This is a genomic window from Marinobacter sp. UBA2688, from assembly GCF_002352785.1.
Lineage (GTDB): Bacteria > Pseudomonadota > Gammaproteobacteria > Pseudomonadales > Oleiphilaceae > Marinobacter > Marinobacter salarius.
Genome location: NZ_DELU01000027.1, coordinates 136,964 through 154,351, shown reverse-complemented (window position 1 = coordinate 154,351; position 17,388 = coordinate 136,964). Strand labels below are relative to the sequence as shown.

The 17,388-nt window shown below is 58.3% G+C and carries 18 protein-coding genes; 11 read left to right on the top strand and 7 right to left on the bottom strand.

Annotated elements, in window-relative coordinates:
- Positions 1–23: 23 nt before the first annotated feature.
- Positions 24–527: a peptide deformylase gene (gene def / locus B3M52_RS18535; protein ID WP_036211796.1), complete on the bottom strand. Its 504-nt coding sequence runs from the start codon at positions 525–527 to the stop codon at positions 24–26.
- 374 nt (positions 528–901) lie between these two features.
- Here def and B3M52_RS18530 point away from each other — a divergent pair, with 374 nt between their 5' ends.
- The 8 genes from B3M52_RS18530 to B3M52_RS18495 all read left to right on the top strand — a co-directional run bounded on the left by B3M52_RS18530 (position 902) and on the right by B3M52_RS18495 (position 7,745).
- Entirely contained in the window at positions 902–1,918 is a 1,017-nt protein-coding gene (locus tag B3M52_RS18530; protein ID WP_075196395.1) for a LysM peptidoglycan-binding domain-containing protein, read from the top strand.
- A gap of 132 nt (positions 1,919–2,050) precedes the next feature.
- Positions 2,051–3,217, top strand: a complete 1,167-nt coding sequence (dprA, locus tag B3M52_RS18525; protein WP_075196394.1) for a DNA-processing protein DprA — start codon at positions 2,051–2,053, stop codon at positions 3,215–3,217.
- A gap of 26 nt (positions 3,218–3,243) precedes the next feature.
- Positions 3,244–3,819 carry an L-threonylcarbamoyladenylate synthase gene (locus B3M52_RS18520; protein ID WP_075196393.1) on the top strand — a complete coding sequence of 192 codons (576 nt, stop codon included), beginning with the start codon at positions 3,244–3,246 and terminating at the stop codon, positions 3,817–3,819.
- Positions 3,820–3,827: 8 nt separating this feature from the next.
- The gene (gene hemF / locus B3M52_RS18515; protein WP_075196392.1) at positions 3,828–4,769 is read left to right on the top strand and encodes an oxygen-dependent coproporphyrinogen oxidase; all 942 of its coding nucleotides are present in this window, start codon (positions 3,828–3,830) and stop codon (positions 4,767–4,769) included.
- Positions 4,759–5,586 carry a shikimate dehydrogenase gene (gene aroE / locus B3M52_RS18510; protein ID WP_041332733.1) on the top strand — a complete coding sequence of 276 codons (828 nt, stop codon included), beginning with the start codon at positions 4,759–4,761 and terminating at the stop codon, positions 5,584–5,586. Before hemF ends, aroE begins: the two co-directional genes overlap by 11 nt.
- 84 nt (positions 5,587–5,670) lie before the next feature.
- Positions 5,671–6,444, top strand: coding sequence for a MotA/TolQ/ExbB proton channel family protein (locus B3M52_RS18505; RefSeq protein ID WP_075196391.1), 774 nt, complete (start codon positions 5,671–5,673; stop codon positions 6,442–6,444).
- A 3-nt stretch (positions 6,445–6,447) separates the two neighbouring features.
- Positions 6,448–7,281 (top strand): flagellar motor protein MotB, encoded by an 834-nt coding sequence (locus B3M52_RS18500; RefSeq protein ID WP_075196390.1) that lies wholly within the window; start codon positions 6,448–6,450, stop codon positions 7,279–7,281.
- A 146-nt stretch (positions 7,282–7,427) separates the two neighbouring features.
- Positions 7,428–7,745 (top strand): PA4642 family protein, encoded by a 318-nt coding sequence (locus B3M52_RS18495; protein WP_075196389.1) that lies wholly within the window; start codon positions 7,428–7,430, stop codon positions 7,743–7,745.
- A 26-nt stretch (positions 7,746–7,771) separates the two neighbouring features.
- Here B3M52_RS18495 and B3M52_RS18490 read toward each other — a convergent pair whose 3' ends face one another.
- Positions 7,772–9,391, bottom strand: a complete 1,620-nt coding sequence (locus B3M52_RS18490) for a hypothetical protein (RefSeq protein WP_075196388.1) — start codon at positions 9,389–9,391, stop codon at positions 7,772–7,774.
- 15 nt (positions 9,392–9,406) lie between these two features.
- Positions 9,407–9,943, bottom strand: a complete 537-nt coding sequence (locus B3M52_RS18485) for a gamma carbonic anhydrase family protein (RefSeq protein ID WP_075196387.1) — start codon at positions 9,941–9,943, stop codon at positions 9,407–9,409.
- 207 nt (positions 9,944–10,150) lie between these two features.
- Between B3M52_RS18485 and prlC the strand changes: the two genes are divergently transcribed.
- Together prlC and B3M52_RS18475 are read left to right on the top strand one after the other, a co-directional pair.
- Positions 10,151–12,196 carry an oligopeptidase A gene (prlC, locus tag B3M52_RS18480; RefSeq protein WP_075196386.1) on the top strand — a complete coding sequence of 682 codons (2,046 nt, stop codon included), beginning with the start codon at positions 10,151–10,153 and terminating at the stop codon, positions 12,194–12,196.
- Between the two features lie 61 nt (positions 12,197–12,257).
- Positions 12,258–12,506: a YheV family putative zinc ribbon protein gene (locus B3M52_RS18475; RefSeq protein WP_007152953.1), complete on the top strand. Its 249-nt coding sequence runs from the start codon at positions 12,258–12,260 to the stop codon at positions 12,504–12,506.
- 351 nt (positions 12,507–12,857) lie between these two features.
- On the opposite strand, the gene B3M52_RS18470 is transcribed toward B3M52_RS18475, so the two are convergent.
- Together B3M52_RS18470 and B3M52_RS18465 are read right to left on the bottom strand one after the other, a co-directional pair.
- Positions 12,858–14,180 (bottom strand): Na+/H+ antiporter family protein, encoded by a 1,323-nt coding sequence (locus B3M52_RS18470; RefSeq protein WP_075196385.1) that lies wholly within the window; start codon positions 14,178–14,180, stop codon positions 12,858–12,860.
- Positions 14,181–14,286: 106 nt separating this feature from the next.
- The gene (locus B3M52_RS18465) at positions 14,287–14,523 is read right to left on the bottom strand and encodes a DUF1653 domain-containing protein (protein ID WP_041332743.1); all 237 of its coding nucleotides are present in this window, start codon (positions 14,521–14,523) and stop codon (positions 14,287–14,289) included.
- 160 nt (positions 14,524–14,683) lie between these two features.
- On the opposite strand from B3M52_RS18465, the gene B3M52_RS18460 reads away from it, so the two are divergent.
- Positions 14,684–16,483, top strand: a complete 1,800-nt coding sequence (locus B3M52_RS18460; RefSeq protein ID WP_226909994.1) for a sensor domain-containing diguanylate cyclase — start codon at positions 14,684–14,686, stop codon at positions 16,481–16,483.
- A gap of 2 nt (positions 16,484–16,485) precedes the next feature.
- Here the strand turns inward: B3M52_RS18460 and B3M52_RS18455 are convergent, their stop codons facing one another.
- Together B3M52_RS18455 and B3M52_RS18450 are read right to left on the bottom strand one after the other, a co-directional pair.
- Positions 16,486–16,872 (bottom strand): DoxX family protein, encoded by a 387-nt coding sequence (locus B3M52_RS18455; protein ID WP_036211832.1) that lies wholly within the window; start codon positions 16,870–16,872, stop codon positions 16,486–16,488.
- Between the two features lie 66 nt (positions 16,873–16,938).
- Entirely contained in the window at positions 16,939–17,379 is a 441-nt protein-coding gene (locus B3M52_RS18450; RefSeq protein WP_036211834.1) for a group I truncated hemoglobin, read from the bottom strand.
- Positions 17,380–17,388: the final 9 nt, after the last annotated feature.

Genomic DNA, 17,388 nt, shown 5'->3' with positions numbered 1-17,388 from the left:
CGATTTACGCTGTTTTGGCGGCTTCAGGCGCTTTTCTTGTGAAGCTTTTCCAGTTTCTTGCGAATACGGGTGCGCTTCAGTGAACTCAGGTAGTCCACAAACAGCTTGCCGTTGAGGTGATCCATCTCATGCTGGATACATACCGCCAACAGGCCACGGGCTTCCAGCTCAAAGGGTTTGCCGTCACGGCCAATAGCCCTGATCATGCAGTGTTCGATACGGGAGACGTCCTCGTAGAAACCCGGTACCGACAGGCAGCCTTCCTGCATCTCCTCAAGCTCGCCATCAAGCACTTCCACTTCCGGATTGATGAATACCCGCGGTTCACTTTTGTCTTCGGACAGATCCATGACGATGATCTGCTTGTGTACATTGACCTGGGTGGCTGCCAGGCCAATGCCGGGCGCATCGTACATGGTCTCGAACATGTCGTCGATCAGCTTGCGGGTCTCGTCTGTTACCTCGTCCACTGGCTTGGCAAGGGTGCGCAAGCGGGGGTCCGGGTATTCGAGAATATCTAGTATCATGGCGCTCGTACTTTTGGTGTCTGATTCTGGCTTTCACCGTTATCTTTTGTAACGGTGTGAATACTGTCTCCGAAATGCGACAGCGTACTGCGCATTTTTCCATCCCGTGACTATTATGATCGGGATGAAAGAGCCGGTTTCAACGGGTTTTTGCCGTTTATGGTGCTATTATCCCTCAACTCGCTCATTGAGTACAAACTGATCAGTTGATAGTCAAAAGCTTTCGACCATAGCGTAGAATTTACTGGAAGAACAAAAGATAACATCACAATTTGCGAGACATCTTCTATAGTAGTGGTATAAAAGGCAGAGTACCGGCTGCTTACCAAGAACAGAATCTATCGATTCAAGGCACGCGATCAAGGACTTAAACAATGAGGAAACTGCTGTACGCTCTGGCAGCAAGCATGCTGCTGCTAACCTCCTGGGCCCACGCCGCCCCGGAACTGAGGTCCGATCATCCCGAGCGTTACACTGTCGTGAAGGGTGACACCCTGTGGGATATTTCCGCCCGCTTCCTGAATAACCCCTGGTACTGGCCGGAAATCTGGCACGTGAATCCACAGGTTGCAAACCCACACCTGATCTATCCGGGTGACGAGCTGGCGCTGGTCTATATTGACGGCAAGCCGCGTGTTACCAAGGTTTCCAGTGATCGGGTGGTGAAGCTTTCACCAAAAGTGCGTTCCGAGCCCATCGATACGCCGATTCCCGCGATTCCCCTGGATGCGATCAGCAGTTTCCTGACCGACACGCGTATTGTTGACGTTGAGGCACTCAATGGCGCGCCTTACGTGCTGGAAGGCGAGGACGGCCGGATTATTACCGGCGCGGGTGATCGGATTTACGCCCGTGGTGAGAAGCCGGCTGACAATGTGGGCGTCTTCCGCCGCAGCAAGGAATTCCGCGATCCGGAAACCGGCGAGTTTCTTGGCCTTGAGGCCCGGAGTATTGCCCGCGGTGAAGTCATTGCCGAGAATAAAGACGTTCTGACACTCCGACTGAAGCAGTCCAATGAGGAAGTGCGCATCGGGGACCGTCTGCTGGTTGGCGAAGAGCGTCGCATCACCACCAGTTTTGTGCCCAGCTCTCCCGACAGTGACATCGAGGCCCAGATGATCTCGGTCGATGGTGGTGTCAGCCAGATCGGGCAGTTTGACGTGGTGGCTATCAACCGCGGTGAACGGGAAGGTCTGAAGCCGGGCAATGTCATGGCCGTGCTGAAAAGTGGCAATCTGGTTCGGGATCCGGTCACCAATGAAACCATTGAGCTGCCCTCCGAGCGTGCCGGGCTGATGATGGTGTTCCAGACCTACGAGAAAATGAGCTATGGCCTGATCCTGCAGGCGACCCGTCCGTTGTCGGTTGGTGACAAGGTGACCAATCCCTGAGCGGACCACAGCGTAAGATGTCCGTAGATAAGGGAGCCGCATCGCCGGCTCCTTTTTTTATGGCATAATTCACCCTCGGCCTGCCAGGAAGGCAAGCCCCCATTACCCAACCCTGATCCACGGAAGGATGCCATGCCCCTCTCTACCGAGCCCCTGTCTGTCCCGAACCTGTTCCAGTCGGAACACGGGTTCTGGATATTTCTGTCCTGTCTGCCGAAATTCGGAGCCCGTCGCCAGCAGGCGATCCTCGAACAGATTCCGGATTTTCAGCAACTCCTGACCCATAATGCCGCCACGCTGAAAGCACTGGGTTTGGCGACGGAAACGATCAACGCTCTGGAAGCATGGCGTTGCCAGGATAGCGCTCACCCTGTGATCGCCAGCGCCGACGGCATATACCGGGATTGCCTGCGGACCGGCACGGCTATCCTGACCATCGCCGATGCCGACTACCCCGAGCCTCTCAGGCATATTCACGACGGGCCATTGGTCCTCTATGTGCGCGGTGATCGCTCCCTGCTGGGGCGCGAGCAGATCGGTATTGTGGGTAGCCGCAACGCCACCCGGGCCGGGCTGGAACATGCCCGTTCCTTTGCCGCGGCGCTCGGCCAAAAAGGCTTGCTGGTGACCAGCGGGTTGGCACTGGGGGTGGACGGCGCCGCCCATGCCGGCGCCCTGGATGCCGGCTTCCCGACCGTCGCCGTGATTGGCAATGGTGTTGATAAGCCTTACCCCTACCGCCACCGCACGCTCAGTGAGCGCATCGCCGGAGAGGGAGTGATTGTGTCCGAATACCCGCCGGGCACCTCCGCCAAGGCGGGCCATTTCCCTCGCCGAAACCGGATTATCAGCGGCCTTAGTCGAGGTATCCTGGTGGTAGAGGCGGGACTCAAAAGCGGCTCCCTGATCACCGCCCGACTGGCGCTGGAACAGGGGCGGGAGGTATTTGCGATTCCGGGCTCGGTCCACAATCCTTTGGCACGGGGCTGCCATCACCTGATACGCCAGGGTGCGAAGCTGGTGGAAACCGTGGACGATATCTGCGAGGAACTCGGCGGCTGGTGGACCAGTCAGAACGAGGGCGATTCCTCTTCGGTGATCATGAAAAGGCCAGCACCCGAAGGCCTGGACTCCCGGGAAATCGCGGTGCTGGAGGCTTTAGGGTATGATCCGCAGTCAACCGATGATTTGTGTTCAGTGACCGGTCTTCCCGCCGATCAGTTGATGCAGTCGCTGCTTCTCTTGGAGTTACAGGGATTGGTGGATTCTGCGCCGGGAGGGTTTCAACGGATTGGCTGAGCCACGTTTACAGACTTGAAGATTTCATGAAATTACCACAGCAACCTTTGTCCGACTGGCACCTTCATTGCGCCCGCCGCACCGTCCTTGGTGGCGGGGTCATTGCCTATCCCACGGAAGCCGTCTGGGGGCTGGGTTGTGACCCCTGGGATCAGGACGCCGTTGAACGGGTCCTGTCGCTCAAGCAGCGTCCCATGGAGAAGGGACTGATCCTTGTGGCGGCGTCTGTTGATCAGATACGGTTCCTGTTGGACCCATTGCCGAAGGAGCAGCAGCGCCAGGCGATGAGTCATTGGCCTGGCCCGGTTACCTGTCTTCTGCCGGATATCCGCAAGCAAATCCCACAACAGGTTCGGGGGCATCACAGCTCCATCGCTGTCAGGGTCAGTGACCACCCTGTTGTGCGCGCCTTGTGCGAGGCGGTCGGCTTTCCCCTGGTTTCAACCTCCTGTAATCCGGCAGGACGCCAGCCGGCCCGTTCCTCCTGGCAGGTACGTCGTTACTTCGAGGGCCAACTGGATTGGCTGGTGCCAGGAGACCTGGGCGGTAATCGTCAACCCAGCCGTATCATCGATATCGTCAGCGGAAAGCAACTGCGCTAGGAGTTCCCATGTCTCAGCACCCTGTCCAGCACCCCGACACCAATGCCGTGAAACAATACCTGCTTGGCCTGCAGGATCGAATCTGCGAACGGCTGGCTGCGGTCGATGGCAAGGGCGTTTTTGAAACCGATGCCTGGGACCGGCCCGAGGGCGGAGGTGGCATCAGCCGGGTGATCACCGATGGCGAGGTGTTCGAGAAAGGCGGTGTAAACTTCTCCCATGTGATGGGCGAGACCATGCCTGCGTCAGCCACCGCGCATAGACCCCACCTGGCGGGTGCGCCCTGGCAAGCCATGGGGGTGTCTCTGGTCATGCACCCTTCGAACCCCTACGTACCCACGTCCCACGCCAACGTCCGGTTTTTTGTTGCGACCCCCGAGGATGCAGAGCCGGTCTATTGGTTTGGCGGGGGTTATGACCTTACGCCCTATTACGGCTTCGACGAGGATTGCGTCCATTGGCACCGGGTTGCGAAAGCCGCTTGTGATCCTTTCGGCGACCAACTGTATCGTGAGTACAAGCACTGGTGTGACAACTATTTCTACCTCAAACACCGGGACGAGCCGCGGGGCGTGGGAGGGTTGTTTTTTGACGACCACAACACCGGGGATTTCAGCCGTGATTTTGCCTTGATGCAGTCAGTCGGGGACAGCTTCATCGATGCCTATGAGCCCATTATCGAGCGACGAAAAGCCATGGTGTGGGGCGATCGCGAGCGCGATTTCCAGCTGTACCGCCGCGGCCGCTACGTGGAGTTCAACCTGGTGTACGACCGGGGCACCCTGTTTGGCCTGCAGTCCGGTGGCCGTACCGAATCCATCCTGATGTCGCTGCCTCCGCTGGTGCGCTGGGAGTACGACTTCGTGCCGGAGCCCGGATCGGAGGAAGCGCGGCTGACGGACTACTTTCTTACCGGGCGGGACTGGCTGGAGAGCGCTGATGCACAATGATCTGTATGCGGTGGTTGGCAATCCGATCAGTCACAGCAAATCCCCCCGCATTCATAGCCTGTTTGCCCGCCAGACCGGCGAGCAGCTGGAATACACGGCCATACAGGCGCCGGAAGACGATTTCGCGAATACCGTAAAAGGCTTTTTTGAACGCGGTGGCAAAGGGTTGAATATCACCGTGCCTTTCAAGGAGCAGGCCTGGCAGTTGGCGGACCTGCGGACCCAGCGCGCCGAGCGAGCGGGTGCGGCGAACACACTCTACAAAGACAGTAAAGGCTCACTTACCGCCGATAACACTGATGGCAAAGGATTGGTTACCGACCTGATGGTCAACCATGGCGTTCGCCTGGCGGGTAAACGCCTGCTGGTGCTGGGCGCAGGCGGGGCCGTTCGTGGTGTTCTGGGGCCGATTCTTGCTGAAGAGCCCGCTGCCCTGACGATTGCCAACCGCACCCTGGCAAAAGCCGAGGGGCTGGTCAGTTTCTTTGAATCCGTGGCCGGCGATACGCACCTGGAGGCCTGCGGATTCGAACAGCCGGCCGACGCTTTCGACGTTATCATCAACGGCACCAGTGCCAGCCTGCAGGGAGATTTGCCGCCGGTTTCCACAAGTGTGATCGGTGCCGACACGGTGATCTACGACATGATGTATTCTCTGCAGACCACCACCTTCAACCAGTGGGCTCTGGACCAGGGAGCCACCCGGGTGTTCGATGGCCTGGGCATGCTGGTGGAACAGGCGGCGGAGTCGTTCCGGATATGGCGTGGAAAAACTCCGGACACCCGTCCGGTGATTGAAGAATTGCGAAACGACTGAGCCCAACCCGGATGAATGGGCTATGCTTCGCAGGTGCAAACGGTTCCCGAAGATCGCTGATTAATCGCTGATTTAAGGTCTCTGATGGATATACTCACCCTTGTCGGGCTGGTGGCAGGCGTACTGATTGTCGTGCTTGCGATGCTGGCTAACGCGTCGATACTGACTTTTTTCAACCTTCCGGGGTTGGCGATTGTGCTGGGTGGCACGTTTGCCGTTACCCTGATCAAGTTTCGTCTGCCTTCGGTGATGAGTGCTTTCAGGCTGGCGTTTTCAGCGGCATTCAAGGACCGCGTAGAACGGCCGGCGGAGTTGATCCGCGAAGTTGGCACATTGGCTCTTGTCGTTCGCAAGGAAGGTATCCTGGGCCTGGAAAACCACCCCACCAAAAACGAGTTTCTGCAAAAGGCCATCAATCTGTGCGTGGACGGCCACCCACCGGAGCTGGTTGAAGAAGCTCTGGCCCAGGAAACCCAACAGACGGCTGAGCGTTACGAAGTCTCCGAAAGGGTATTTCGTGGTATTGGTGAATCCGCTCCGGCCATCGGTATGCTGGGTACGCTGGTTGGCCTGGTGCAGATGCTCAACACCCTCGACGATCCGTCCTCCATTGGCCCGGCCATGGCGATCGCCCTGCTGACCACGCTCTATGGCGCCTTCATCGCCCAGCTGATCGCCCTGCCCCTGGCCGACAAGCTGCAGCTCAAGGCCGAAGATGAGGCACGTAACCAGGTACTGATCACCACGTCGATGCGTACTATCATGCGCGGCGAGAATCCCCGGGTGATGACCGAACTGCTGTCGTCCTTCGTAACGCCGGAGCAGCGCAACGGTCTTGCGCCGGAGCGGGAGGCGTAGGTTTTGGTGGTCCGCCAGCCCGTTAAAAAGAAGAAGCATGGTCGTGGCTCCCCGGCCTGGATCGTCACCTTTGCCGATCTGGCCACCCTGCTGCTGACCTTTTTTATCCTGTTGCTGTCCTTCGCCGAAATGGATGTTGAAAAATACCGTGCTATGGCCAATTCCATGGCGGTGGCCTTCGGCAGCAACCAGGTGCTCGGCGATGCGGTGGGGGGCTCGCCGCTGACATTGATTGAGTCGGATACGGTTTCCCTGCCGGAGCCAATGGAGACGGCGACCGACGAGCCCGAATTTATTGATGAACGCGCGGAGGGGGATGCCCCGACCAAAATTCCGGCGGGTGTGATCGATCTGGCCAGCCGAATGATCGAAGAGCTTGAACCGGAAGTGGCTTCGGAGGCATTGAGCGTCAACTACGATGAAAGCCGGGTGGTGATCCGGTTTTCGGAGGAAGCCACGTTCCGCTCCGGAGAAGCGGCGATCAAGCCGGGAATGGTGCCGATCATCGAGCGCGTGGTAGAGGTGTTGTCTGGTTGCACCGGTGACGTTCTGGTGGCGGGTTACACGGATGACCGCCCGATAGCCAGTGGCCGCTATCGCTCTAACTGGGACCTGTCTGCCGCGCGTGCCGTGTCGGTGGTTCACGAGCTGGTGCTGAATCGTCAGGTGCCGGCGGAGCGGGTTGTCGCGGCGGGCCGGGCGGAAACCAACCCGCTGGCGCCCAACGACAGCCCGGAGAACCGGGCCAAGAACCGAAGAGTGGAGATCGCCATCCGCAACCCGCAATGCGACGACAGCGTGGAGACGGATCAGTTACCGGTGGAAATTAACCCGTGAAGTTCGCATATGCCTGCCGGGAAGCTCCTCATAGTGAATTTATATAACCCCGGCGCTTTTAGATCTTTATACTGTGCAGCCCAACGCAAACACATTTGTCGTAACTATTTGCTGTAAAAAGCTGTAACGAAAAGGCCAGAGAGATTATGAGCGGACCTGACAAACCGAAAGTGATTGGTGAGGAATGGAGCGATGAGCGGGTAAAGAGCTTCCTGGCCATTACGCCCTACGACAGCAACATCAATCCTGACTTCAATGCCCTGATCAAGGCCTACCAGGCCATGATTGCCGAAGACTTTGACCGTTTCGTCGGTTTCTTTGTGGAAGCGGGGCGGGATCTCAACGCAGTTGATGAAAATGGTGAGACTATCCTGGACCTGGTGTCGCGGCACCGTCGTAGCACCGCTTACGCTGAGACACTTCGCAAAGCCGGCGCAAAAACAATGGCGGAGGCCGGGAGCTGAATCTCGCCGTTCTCCTTCTTTGCGGGTTACTGCTTAATAAAGCCTGAAGCGGATACTTTTACCGGAATGTGCGGACCGCTGAAAGTCCGATGAAGGAAGGGCCGGAAACTGGCCATTGAAGGCCCCCGTTGACCCAAGTGGGGGCGCGCGCCCCAACGGAACCCGCGTAAGCCTTCCTGATCACCGCTGCCAACAAACGGTGCCAGCATTGTGGGGTCGGCGCTGATCACATGAACAACGACGTCGCGGCTGGCGTTGTCGCCGGTGATCAAAGGGGCCGCCTGATGGTCACCTGTCAGCACCAGCAGGGTCTTGTTATCCACATGACGTTTGGCGTACTCGGTGGCCACGTTCAGCGCATAATCCAGCGAGCGGGCGTAGTGATCGCGTACGCGCTCGGGGTCCCGCCACAGGCTTGCTGGTGCTTCGCCGGCATCTTTCCAGCGGTTAAAGATTTCTCCATCGCCAATGCTGTCCCAATCGTCCAGAACCGGGAGTATGGGGACCCATGGCGCGTGGCTGCTGATCAGTGCCACTTCAGCGAACACAGGGGTATGATCGGCGCGCTCCCGAATCTGGCGTTGGAACCATGACCAGGTGTACTGATCCGGCATGGTGACCCAGTTCAGGGCGGGTCCACGATAGCCCATGGAGGTGGAGTGATAGATGCGGTTGTAGCCGAACGCAAGACCCTCCGGCCACTCGCGGGTAATGGCGGGCATAACAGCCACGGAATCATGGCCAGTCGCGCCCATATCGTCAATCAGTGTGGGATAGTCACTGGCCAGGAAAGTGTCGTAATCGAGTTGGGTATCGATCCATTGGCCGCTGAGCAGCGTGGTATGCGCCAGCCAGGATTGACCACCCTGAACGGGGGATTGCAGGCGGCCCGTGACCATATGCAGGCCGGCGTTCGCCAGCACCTGCTCCATTTGTTGGAGGCGAGGCTGGATCAGGCGCCCGTAACGCGGGTCGGTGACGGATGATATGCCGTAGGACTCAATGAACCCCAGGATCACATCGGTTTGAGCAAGCGCCTGCAGTGGCCTGGATTGGCTGGCGCCCGGGTTATCCATCAAATGTTGTTGGAAAGAGGCCGTTGACTGATAGGTATCAGCGGCCAGTTCAACTTGCTGAGTGGCTGCCCGGGCTGCCGTCAGGCCTACGAATGGTTGCGGTAAGAATGTTACCCCGATGGCGACGATGCCCAGAGACGCAACAGCCCTTGCCGCGGCGCGGGAACGGTTTGCATCAACCTGCCGGAGCAACCGGCTCACGCAGATGCCCAACCCCACGAAGACAGCCAGGGCCATGACGATCAGCACCAGCGACAGCGTCACGCCCAGGTTGCTCTGCAACAGGTTAAACACCGAACCGGCAAGGCCCAACTCGAGATAGAGATTGAAAGGTCGCCCGATGCTGTGGCGAACCAGAACATCACTCAGTGCAAAGAAGGCGAGCAGGCCAAAGAGAGCGCCAACAGTTGCCGCTCCGACACGCTTCCCCGTGCTTTCAGGTAGAAGAGCGAACAGTCCACTTATCAACAGGGCTTCCGCAGCCAACCAGGGCATTTGGGAATAGTGAGGCAGCAGCAACGCCAGAAACAGAACGTTCAGCAGGATGGTGGTGAGTAACAGTCGCTTCAATGGCGGATCTCTCCACTAAACCTCATTGAGATAGTCGTCCTTGAGTTTGACGTAATTGGCTGCGGTATACTTGAAGAAGGTCTTTTCCTGATCCGACAACGCCCGGGCCTGTTTGCAGGGTGACCCAACGTACAGGTAACCGGACTCCAGGGTTTTGCCCGGCGGCACCAGGCAGCCAGCAGCGACAATCACCTCGTCCTCCACCACGGCGCCGTCCATGATGATGCAACCCATACCTACCAGCACCCGATTACCAATGGTGCAGCCGTGCAGCAGCGCCTTGTGGCCAACGGTCACGTCATCCCCGACCTGAAGTGGATAGCCACCGGGGTTATAATCACTGGCATGAGTGATGTGCAGCACCGACCCATCCTGAATGCTGCAGCGGTTGCCGATGCGAATCTTGTGCATGTCGCCGCGCACCACGGTCATCGGCCAGATAGAGACGTCATCCCCGGTCTGGACATCCCCGATGACTACTGCGCTTGGGTCAATCCAGGCGCGTTCTCCAAATTGTGGCGTGTTACCCTTGTGTGTTCGTACATTCGACATTACATATACTCTTGAAATGGATTATTGCTTGTGGGGAAGGAGTCTCTGGGTGAGGCCTTTCCAAAACACGCTCAGGCACATCCATGTGGCGCTTGAGCTCCGCCATCCATGGCTCCGCACAGTTTTGGAAAGGCCTCACCCAGAGACTCCCCAAGCGTTGGAGTTACTTCAAATTACATCAGACACCCGGAGCTGAGAAGGGGACTTATGAATAACCCGTTATTGACCGACGACCTGTTGCCCAAGTTTGACCATGTTCGCACCGAGCACATGGAACCGGCAATCGACCAGATTCTCAGCGAGAACCGCGTGAAAATCTCACAACTGGCGCAGCAGGACGAACCCACCTGGGAAACCCTGGCGCAACCGATGCAGGCAACCGAAGACCGGCTGGAAAGAGCCTGGTCGGTGATTTCCCACCTGAACGGTGTGATGAACAGCGACGACCTGCGCAAAGTGTACAAGAACTGCCTGGAAAAGCTCACCGAGTACAGCACCGAGCTGAGCCAGAATGCTGAGCTCTGCGAGGCTTACAAGAAGCTGGCAGCAAGCGACCAGTACAATGAACTCAGCGAGGCACAGCGTAAATCCGTGGACAACACCCTGCGGGACTTCCACCTCGGTGGCGTCGATCTGCCCCAGGAAAAGAAAGAGCAGTACGCCAATCTGTCGATGGAGCTGTCGGAGCTCTCCAACCGTTTCAGCGACAACGTTCTGGATGCCACCCAACACTGGTTCAAGCACATCACCGATGTGGAAGAGCTGGCGGGTGTTCCTGAGAGCGCACTCGATGGCGCCAGGCAGGCAGCACAACAGAAGGATCTGGACGGCTATGTGATCACCCTGGATTTTCCCAGTTTTTACCCCGTGATGACCTACGGTGACAACCGCGACCTGCGCCGTGAAGTCTACGAAGCCTTTGTGACCCGAGCGTCCGACATGGGCCCGGATGCTGGCACTTGGGACAACACGCCAGTGATGGCGGAAATCCTCAAGCGTCGTCACGCCATGGCTCAGTTGCTCGGATTCGACAACTACGCCGAGCGCTCACTGGCCACCAAGATGGCCCGCAATGTGGACGAAGTGCTGGACTTCCTGAACCAGCTGGCGGCCAAGTCCAAACCCATTGCCGAGCGGGAGTTTGCCGAGCTGAAGGCCTTCGCCAGGGACACCCACGGCGTTGACGACCTGCAGGCGTGGGACATCGGCTACTACAGTGAAAAACTGCGCCAGGAACGCTACGACATTTCCCCGGAAACCCTGCGCCCATGGTTCCCGGTGGACAAGGTGGTCCCGGGCCTGTTTGCCGTGGCCGAGAAGCTGTTCGACGTGCAGATTGAAGCCAAACCAGACGTAGAAACCTGGCACCCGGACGCGACCGCCTATTGCATCAGCTGCAATGGCGAGCCCCTGGCCTGGTTTTACCTTGACCTGTACGCTCGCCAAGGCAAGCGTGGCGGCGCCTGGATGGCGGACTGCCGGGTACGCTGGCGAAACCTGCGCGGCCAATTGCAACTGCCGGTGGCCTTCCTGACCTGTAACTTCACGCCGCCGGTGAACGGCAAGCCGTCACTGCTGACCCACGATGAGGTCACCACGCTGTTCCACGAGTTCGGGCACGGCCTGCACCACATGCTCACCCAGGTGGATGTGCTGGACGTATCCGGAATCAATGGCGTTGCCTGGGACGCCGTAGAGCTGCCCAGCCAGTTCCTGGAAAACTGGTGCTGGAACCCCGAGTCCCTGGCCCTGATCGCCTCGCACCATGAAACCGGTGAGCCGCTGCCGGACGACCTGCTGCAAAAGCTGCTGGCGGCCAAGAACTTCCAGTCCGGCATGGCGATGGTGCGTCAGTTGGAGTTTTCGCTGTTTGATTTCCGCCTGCACGCGGAATTCACCCTGGATGCCCCCACTAACCCGCTGGATATGCACCGCAAGGTGCGTAGCGAGATCGCGGTGGTGGAAGCACCGTCATTCAACCGCTTCCCCAACAGCTTCTCCCACATCTTTGCGGGAGGGTACGCCGCGGGTTATTACAGCTACAAATGGGCCGAGGTGTTGGCGGCGGATGCGTTTTCGCTGTTCGAGGAGAAGGGTATCTTCGATCCGCAAACCGGCAAGGCGTTCCTGCAGAACATCCTCGAAAAAGGCGGTTCCCAGGAACCGATGGAACTGTTCAAGGCGTTCCGTGGCCGTGAACCGGAGGTGGGTGCCCTGCTGAAACAGACGGGTATCACCGAAGACGCGGCTTAAGCCGATATTACCCGGTCAGTGTTATGGCTGGCCGGGTTCTGGAATTGTTGGAGTTTTAACCATGGCGACCCCCAAACGTTTTATCGCCGGCGCTGTCTGTCCCCGTTGTGCGGAGATGGACAAAATCATGATGTTTACCACCGACGACGATGATCAGGTTCGCGAGTGCGTGGCCTGCGGTTTCACGGATGCGGTGTCTGATACCCCGGAGCCGACCAATCCCGAACTGGAAACCCGGGTGAACAAGCTCGGCAACGAAGATGATCATACCGTTAAGCAGGTGGTGTTCTTTTCTTCCAAGGATGATTGAGGCTTTGGAGTTTGCCTTCCTGTTGTAGCCTGCTGGTTTTGGAGGCCTGGACGGCGTCGTGGTGCTTTCTTCTGGGAAAAAGAACTCGCTGCGCTCAGACACCTTTTTCCCGGCAGAAAGCACCCCAACACCCTCCGGTTTGAACCACACGGATATCGCCGTTCGAGTCGAGCTCACGGCTTTCTCTAGGCGATATTGACGCGGTTCGTTCGTGAGGGGGTAGGGGGATTTTTACTCGCCAGAAATGGGTGTCTGAGCGCAGCGAGTTCCATTTCAAGAGCAATAACTCCCCCTGCCCCCTCGCAGCCCCCACACCAACCAGGCTAGAAAAGGAGGGCAAACTCCAAAAGCCTAAAGAACCATAGCCGCCAACCACCCAAAGCCCAACAACGGCAGGTTGTAGTGCAGGAACGTCGGCACCACCGTATCCCAGATGTGGTTGTGCTGGCCGTCGACGTTGAGGCCAGCGGTAGGGCCGAGGGTGGAGTCCGAGGCCGGGGAGCCGGCATCGCCCAGCGCGCCGGCGGTGCCGACCAGGGCCACGATGGCCAGGGGGCTGAAGCCCAGTTCCAGGGCGAGTGGCACGTAGAGGGCGGCGATGATGGGGATGGTGGAGAAGGATGAACCGATGCCCATGGTGATCAGTAGACCGACGACCAGCATCAGCAGGGCGGCCAGGGCTTTGTTGTCGCCGATGGCAGAGACGGAGCCCTCCACCAGAGTGGCGATGTCACCGGTTTCGCGCATGACTTCCGCAAAGCCGGAGGCGGCGATCATGATGAAGCCGATCATTGCCAGCATTTTCATGCCTTCGGTGAACAGGTCGTCGGCTTCTTTCCATTTCACCACCCCGGACAGGTTGAACAGTACAAAGCCAGCCAGCGCCCCGAGGATCATCGAACCCAACCACAGTTGAACCACGAACGCCGCCACGATGGCGACCAGGGCCATGAGCAGCGTGCTGCCGTTGTAGGTCACATCCACCCGTTCGGTGCGGGCGATGGCGTCCAGGTTGTAGTGTCGGTCGCCGCGGTAGCTGAAAAAGACGGCGACGAGAAGTCCACAGAGCATGCCGAGTGCTGGCAAGGCCATGGCGGACATGACGTTGAGGTCGGTGGCGTCGATGCCGTTGTCACCCACGTTCGCCAGCAGGATTTCATTGAGGTAAATCCCTCCGAAACCCACAGGCAGGAACATGTAGGGTGTGATCAGGCCGAACGTGAGCACGCAGGCCACCAGGCGGCGGTCCATGTTCAGTTTGGCCATCACATACAGCAGTGGCGGTACAACCAGAGGAATAAACGCAATGTGAATGGGCAGGATATTCTGGGACGACATGGCAATGGCCAGTAGCAGGCCAACGATCAGCAGGCGGATGCCGCCAGCGGCTTTGCCGTTGTCCTGCCGGCCCACCAGGTTCAGGGCTTTGTCCGCCAGGGCATGGGCCAGGCCGGATTTGCCGATGGCAACGGCGAAGGCACCGAGGGTGGCGTAGGACAGGGCAACGGTTGCGCCGCCTCCCAGGCCCTCGTTAAACGCGGCAATGGTGGCGTCCAGTGACAAGCCGCTGATCAGGCCGCCGGCAACGGCACCGATAATCAGGGCAACAACAACGTGGATGCGACACAGGCTCAGTACAAGCATGATCGCTACCGCAGCAACAACGGCATTCATGGCAGACTCCGGGATGTCGGGGATGGCTTTCAGCGCCCCGGAGGTGGGGCGGTTCAGGAAAGCGCGCTAATGTGCCGGAAACGCGTGCTGCAGTCAAAAATCGTGTTTACGTGTGGTCGTCAGCCACGTAGGTAAACCGGGGAACGTCCTCGCCAGCGACTTCCACGGTTTCCTGAAACATCGCCAATGGTCGTACCCATAGGCTGTAGTCGCCGTACAGGCAGCGATAAACGACCATCGGTTCCTCGGTTTCGCTGTGGCGGGCCACGCCGATAACGTCATAGTCCCTGCCTTTGTAGTGGCGGTAGCGGCCAGGGCGTAGCTCTGATTTCTTATCGGTCATCGTGTTTCTCCATACGTAGTTGATTGCTACGCATTTTTGAGGCGGACTTACTCCCAGTAAACGTCTAGACTGGTAAGAAGTAAACGCAAGGAGGCATTGGGACTGACTGTTGGCATCGACAGTTTAGTTGAGTTTTCCTGTTCCGGGTAACACGGCCACTATGAGCACTTTTTCAGTTTGCCGACTGGTGCGGATACTGTTGCTGGCGCTGACCATGGCCGCGGGCCCTGCCTACGGTGAAAGGGCATCGTTTGCCTGGTTTGAAGCATCGGGGCCGGAGACGGATGTGGAGGATATCCGTGGCCTGGCGGAAGCGCAATGGCAACCAGTTGCCCGTAAACAAACCCTGAATTTTGGCTTCACCAAAAGCACCTATTGGCTACGAGTTGAGGTGCCTGCTGAGCCGGTTAACCGGGTGCTGGAAATCGGCTATCCCCTGTTGGACGATGTGCGGGTCTACTGGTATATCGGGGGCGAGCAGGTGGAACGCCATGTCACCGGGGACAGTCGCAAGTTCGGCTCCCGCCCGATTTACCACCGCAACTTTGTTTTTCCGGTACCTTCGAACAGTGACCCCACCACAGCGTATGTCCGTGTTCAGAGTGAGGGGGCGGTGCAGATCCCGGCCCAGGTTGTCGAGTCGGCGGACTTTCTGGCGCGTGAGCAACTGGACTACGGCTGGCAGGCGGTTTTCCTGGGCATCATGATTGCCATGGCCCTGTACAACCTGTTTGTATTCGTCATCGTCCGTCAACAGGCCTATCTGTGGTACGTGTTGACCGTGGTTGCTTCTGCACTGGTGTTGCTGAACTTCAACGGCCTGGTGTTCCAGTGGCTCTGGCCGGATTTGCCGATTCTGAACCGTTACTTCACGGCCCCGGCCATATCGGCCAACATTCTGTTTGCGGTGATGTTTGCACTGAACTTTCTCGCCGTCCGAAATTACAGCCGGGTGTCCTACCGCGTGTTGCAATTGGTGGCATTGGTCAGTGGGTGCAGTCTTGTCTACGGCCTTTTCGGGTCTTACCAGAGCTCTACAGCCATCATCAGCGTATTCGCGGCGGTAATCACTCCCCTTACCTGGATTCTTGGCCTGGTCGTCTGGCGCAAGGGCCAGGCATTGGCGGGGTTCTACGTGGTGGCATGGACCCCGTTACTGCTCGGGCATCTGGTTATGTCGATCAGTAAAATCGGCCTTATTCCTACCAGCACGGTAACAGAGCTTGCACCCCAGACGGGTGTGGCGCTGGAGGTCATTTTGATGTCGTTTGCACTGGCGTACAGAATCAACCTTGAGCGCCGCCTCAGGATTGAGGCCCAGGACCATGCCCTGGACATCCAGCTGCAAGCCAACCAGACGTTGGAAGCCCGCGTTCAGGCGCGTACGGAAGAGCTGGAGCAAGTCAATGAGCAACTCAAGGCGGTTTCCATTACTGATGGCTTGACCGGGGTTGCCAATCGTCGCCAGTTTGACGAAAAACTGGAGGCAGAATGGCACCGTGCCCTGCGCCAGGGACATCCCCTGAGCCTGGTCCTGTTGGATATTGATTACTTCAAACGGGTGAACGACAACTTTGGCCATCTGGCGGGGGATGATTGCCTGGTCAGTGTCGCGTGGGTCTGCGCCGCCGAAATCCAGCGCTCAGGAGATTTGCTGGCGCGATACGGCGGCGAGGAATTCAGTGTGCTCCTGCCGGCGACGCCGGAGGCCGGGGCCGCCAATGTGGCTGAACGCTTGCGGGTGGCTGTGGCGGGCACATCGGTTTACGTTGGTGACCACAGCAGCCCATTGAACCTGTCGGTGAGCGCCGGGGTGGCCACCATCCTGCCGGAACCGGGTAGCCGCCCCGAGGACCTCATCGGCAGGGCCGATGAGGCCCTGTATGCCGCTAAGGGCGCAGGGCGTAACCAGGTGATGGTATTCCGGGAGTCGGGCGCAGAGGCCATCGCCGGTTCCTAACGTCAGTTTTTCAGCTTGTAGCGGCCGGGGCCGAGAAAAATAACGGCTACCGCGATGAACAGGAAGAAACCCTGCAGCTCCAGTGCCCAGCCGCCGTGATTGCCCAATGTCATCAGTTCATGGCTGTGTACCAGCGCTATGGCCACCAGCATGTTGAAGGCGATGAGTAAGGCGCCGATACGGGTCTGGTAGCCCAGGATCACCATTAATGGTGCCAGCAACTCACCAATGAACACGCCCCACGCGAAAAAGGCGGGAATCCCATGGCTGGCCAGTTGGCCTTCGATGAAGCCCACGCCATGGAACAGCTTGGCGATGCCATGAAACAGCAATAGTCCGCCCAGGGTCAGTCGAACAATCAGTTTTCCCAGATCCGCGTTGTCGAGCAAGGTTTATTCTCCCGTCAGGAAAGGTTTATTGGTCAGCGGGCAAGCTTAACCGGTTTGTCGCCCGGCTCAAAGGTTGCGGATCTGGGGGTACAGCGGCACCAGTTTTTTGATCAGTTGGTTCTGCGCACCCGTGGGTATGCCGTTCTCTTCCATGGCCAGGATGAGGTTCTCAGCCAGGGCATTGAATTGGGTGTCCGTCACGTTCATATCGGCGTGGCTTTCGCGCATTCCGCGCCCGGAATAGGTGCACGGCCCACCACTGAGTTCGCAGAGTTGGTCCGTCAGGTTGGTGTGGAACTGGCGCACGTCAATGCCACGAAACTGATCGTTGATACGCTCGTCTTCGACAATCCGGTAGAGCAGGTCTTCGACGATATCGGCAATGCCGGAACGCTCCCCAAGCTGCTGATAGAGAGAAGTATTCTGTTGACTGGATTCAACCATGGACTGGCAACCGGAGAGGACCAGCAGGGGCAGCAGAACCATGATGATGACGGAATGTTTCATAGTATCCTC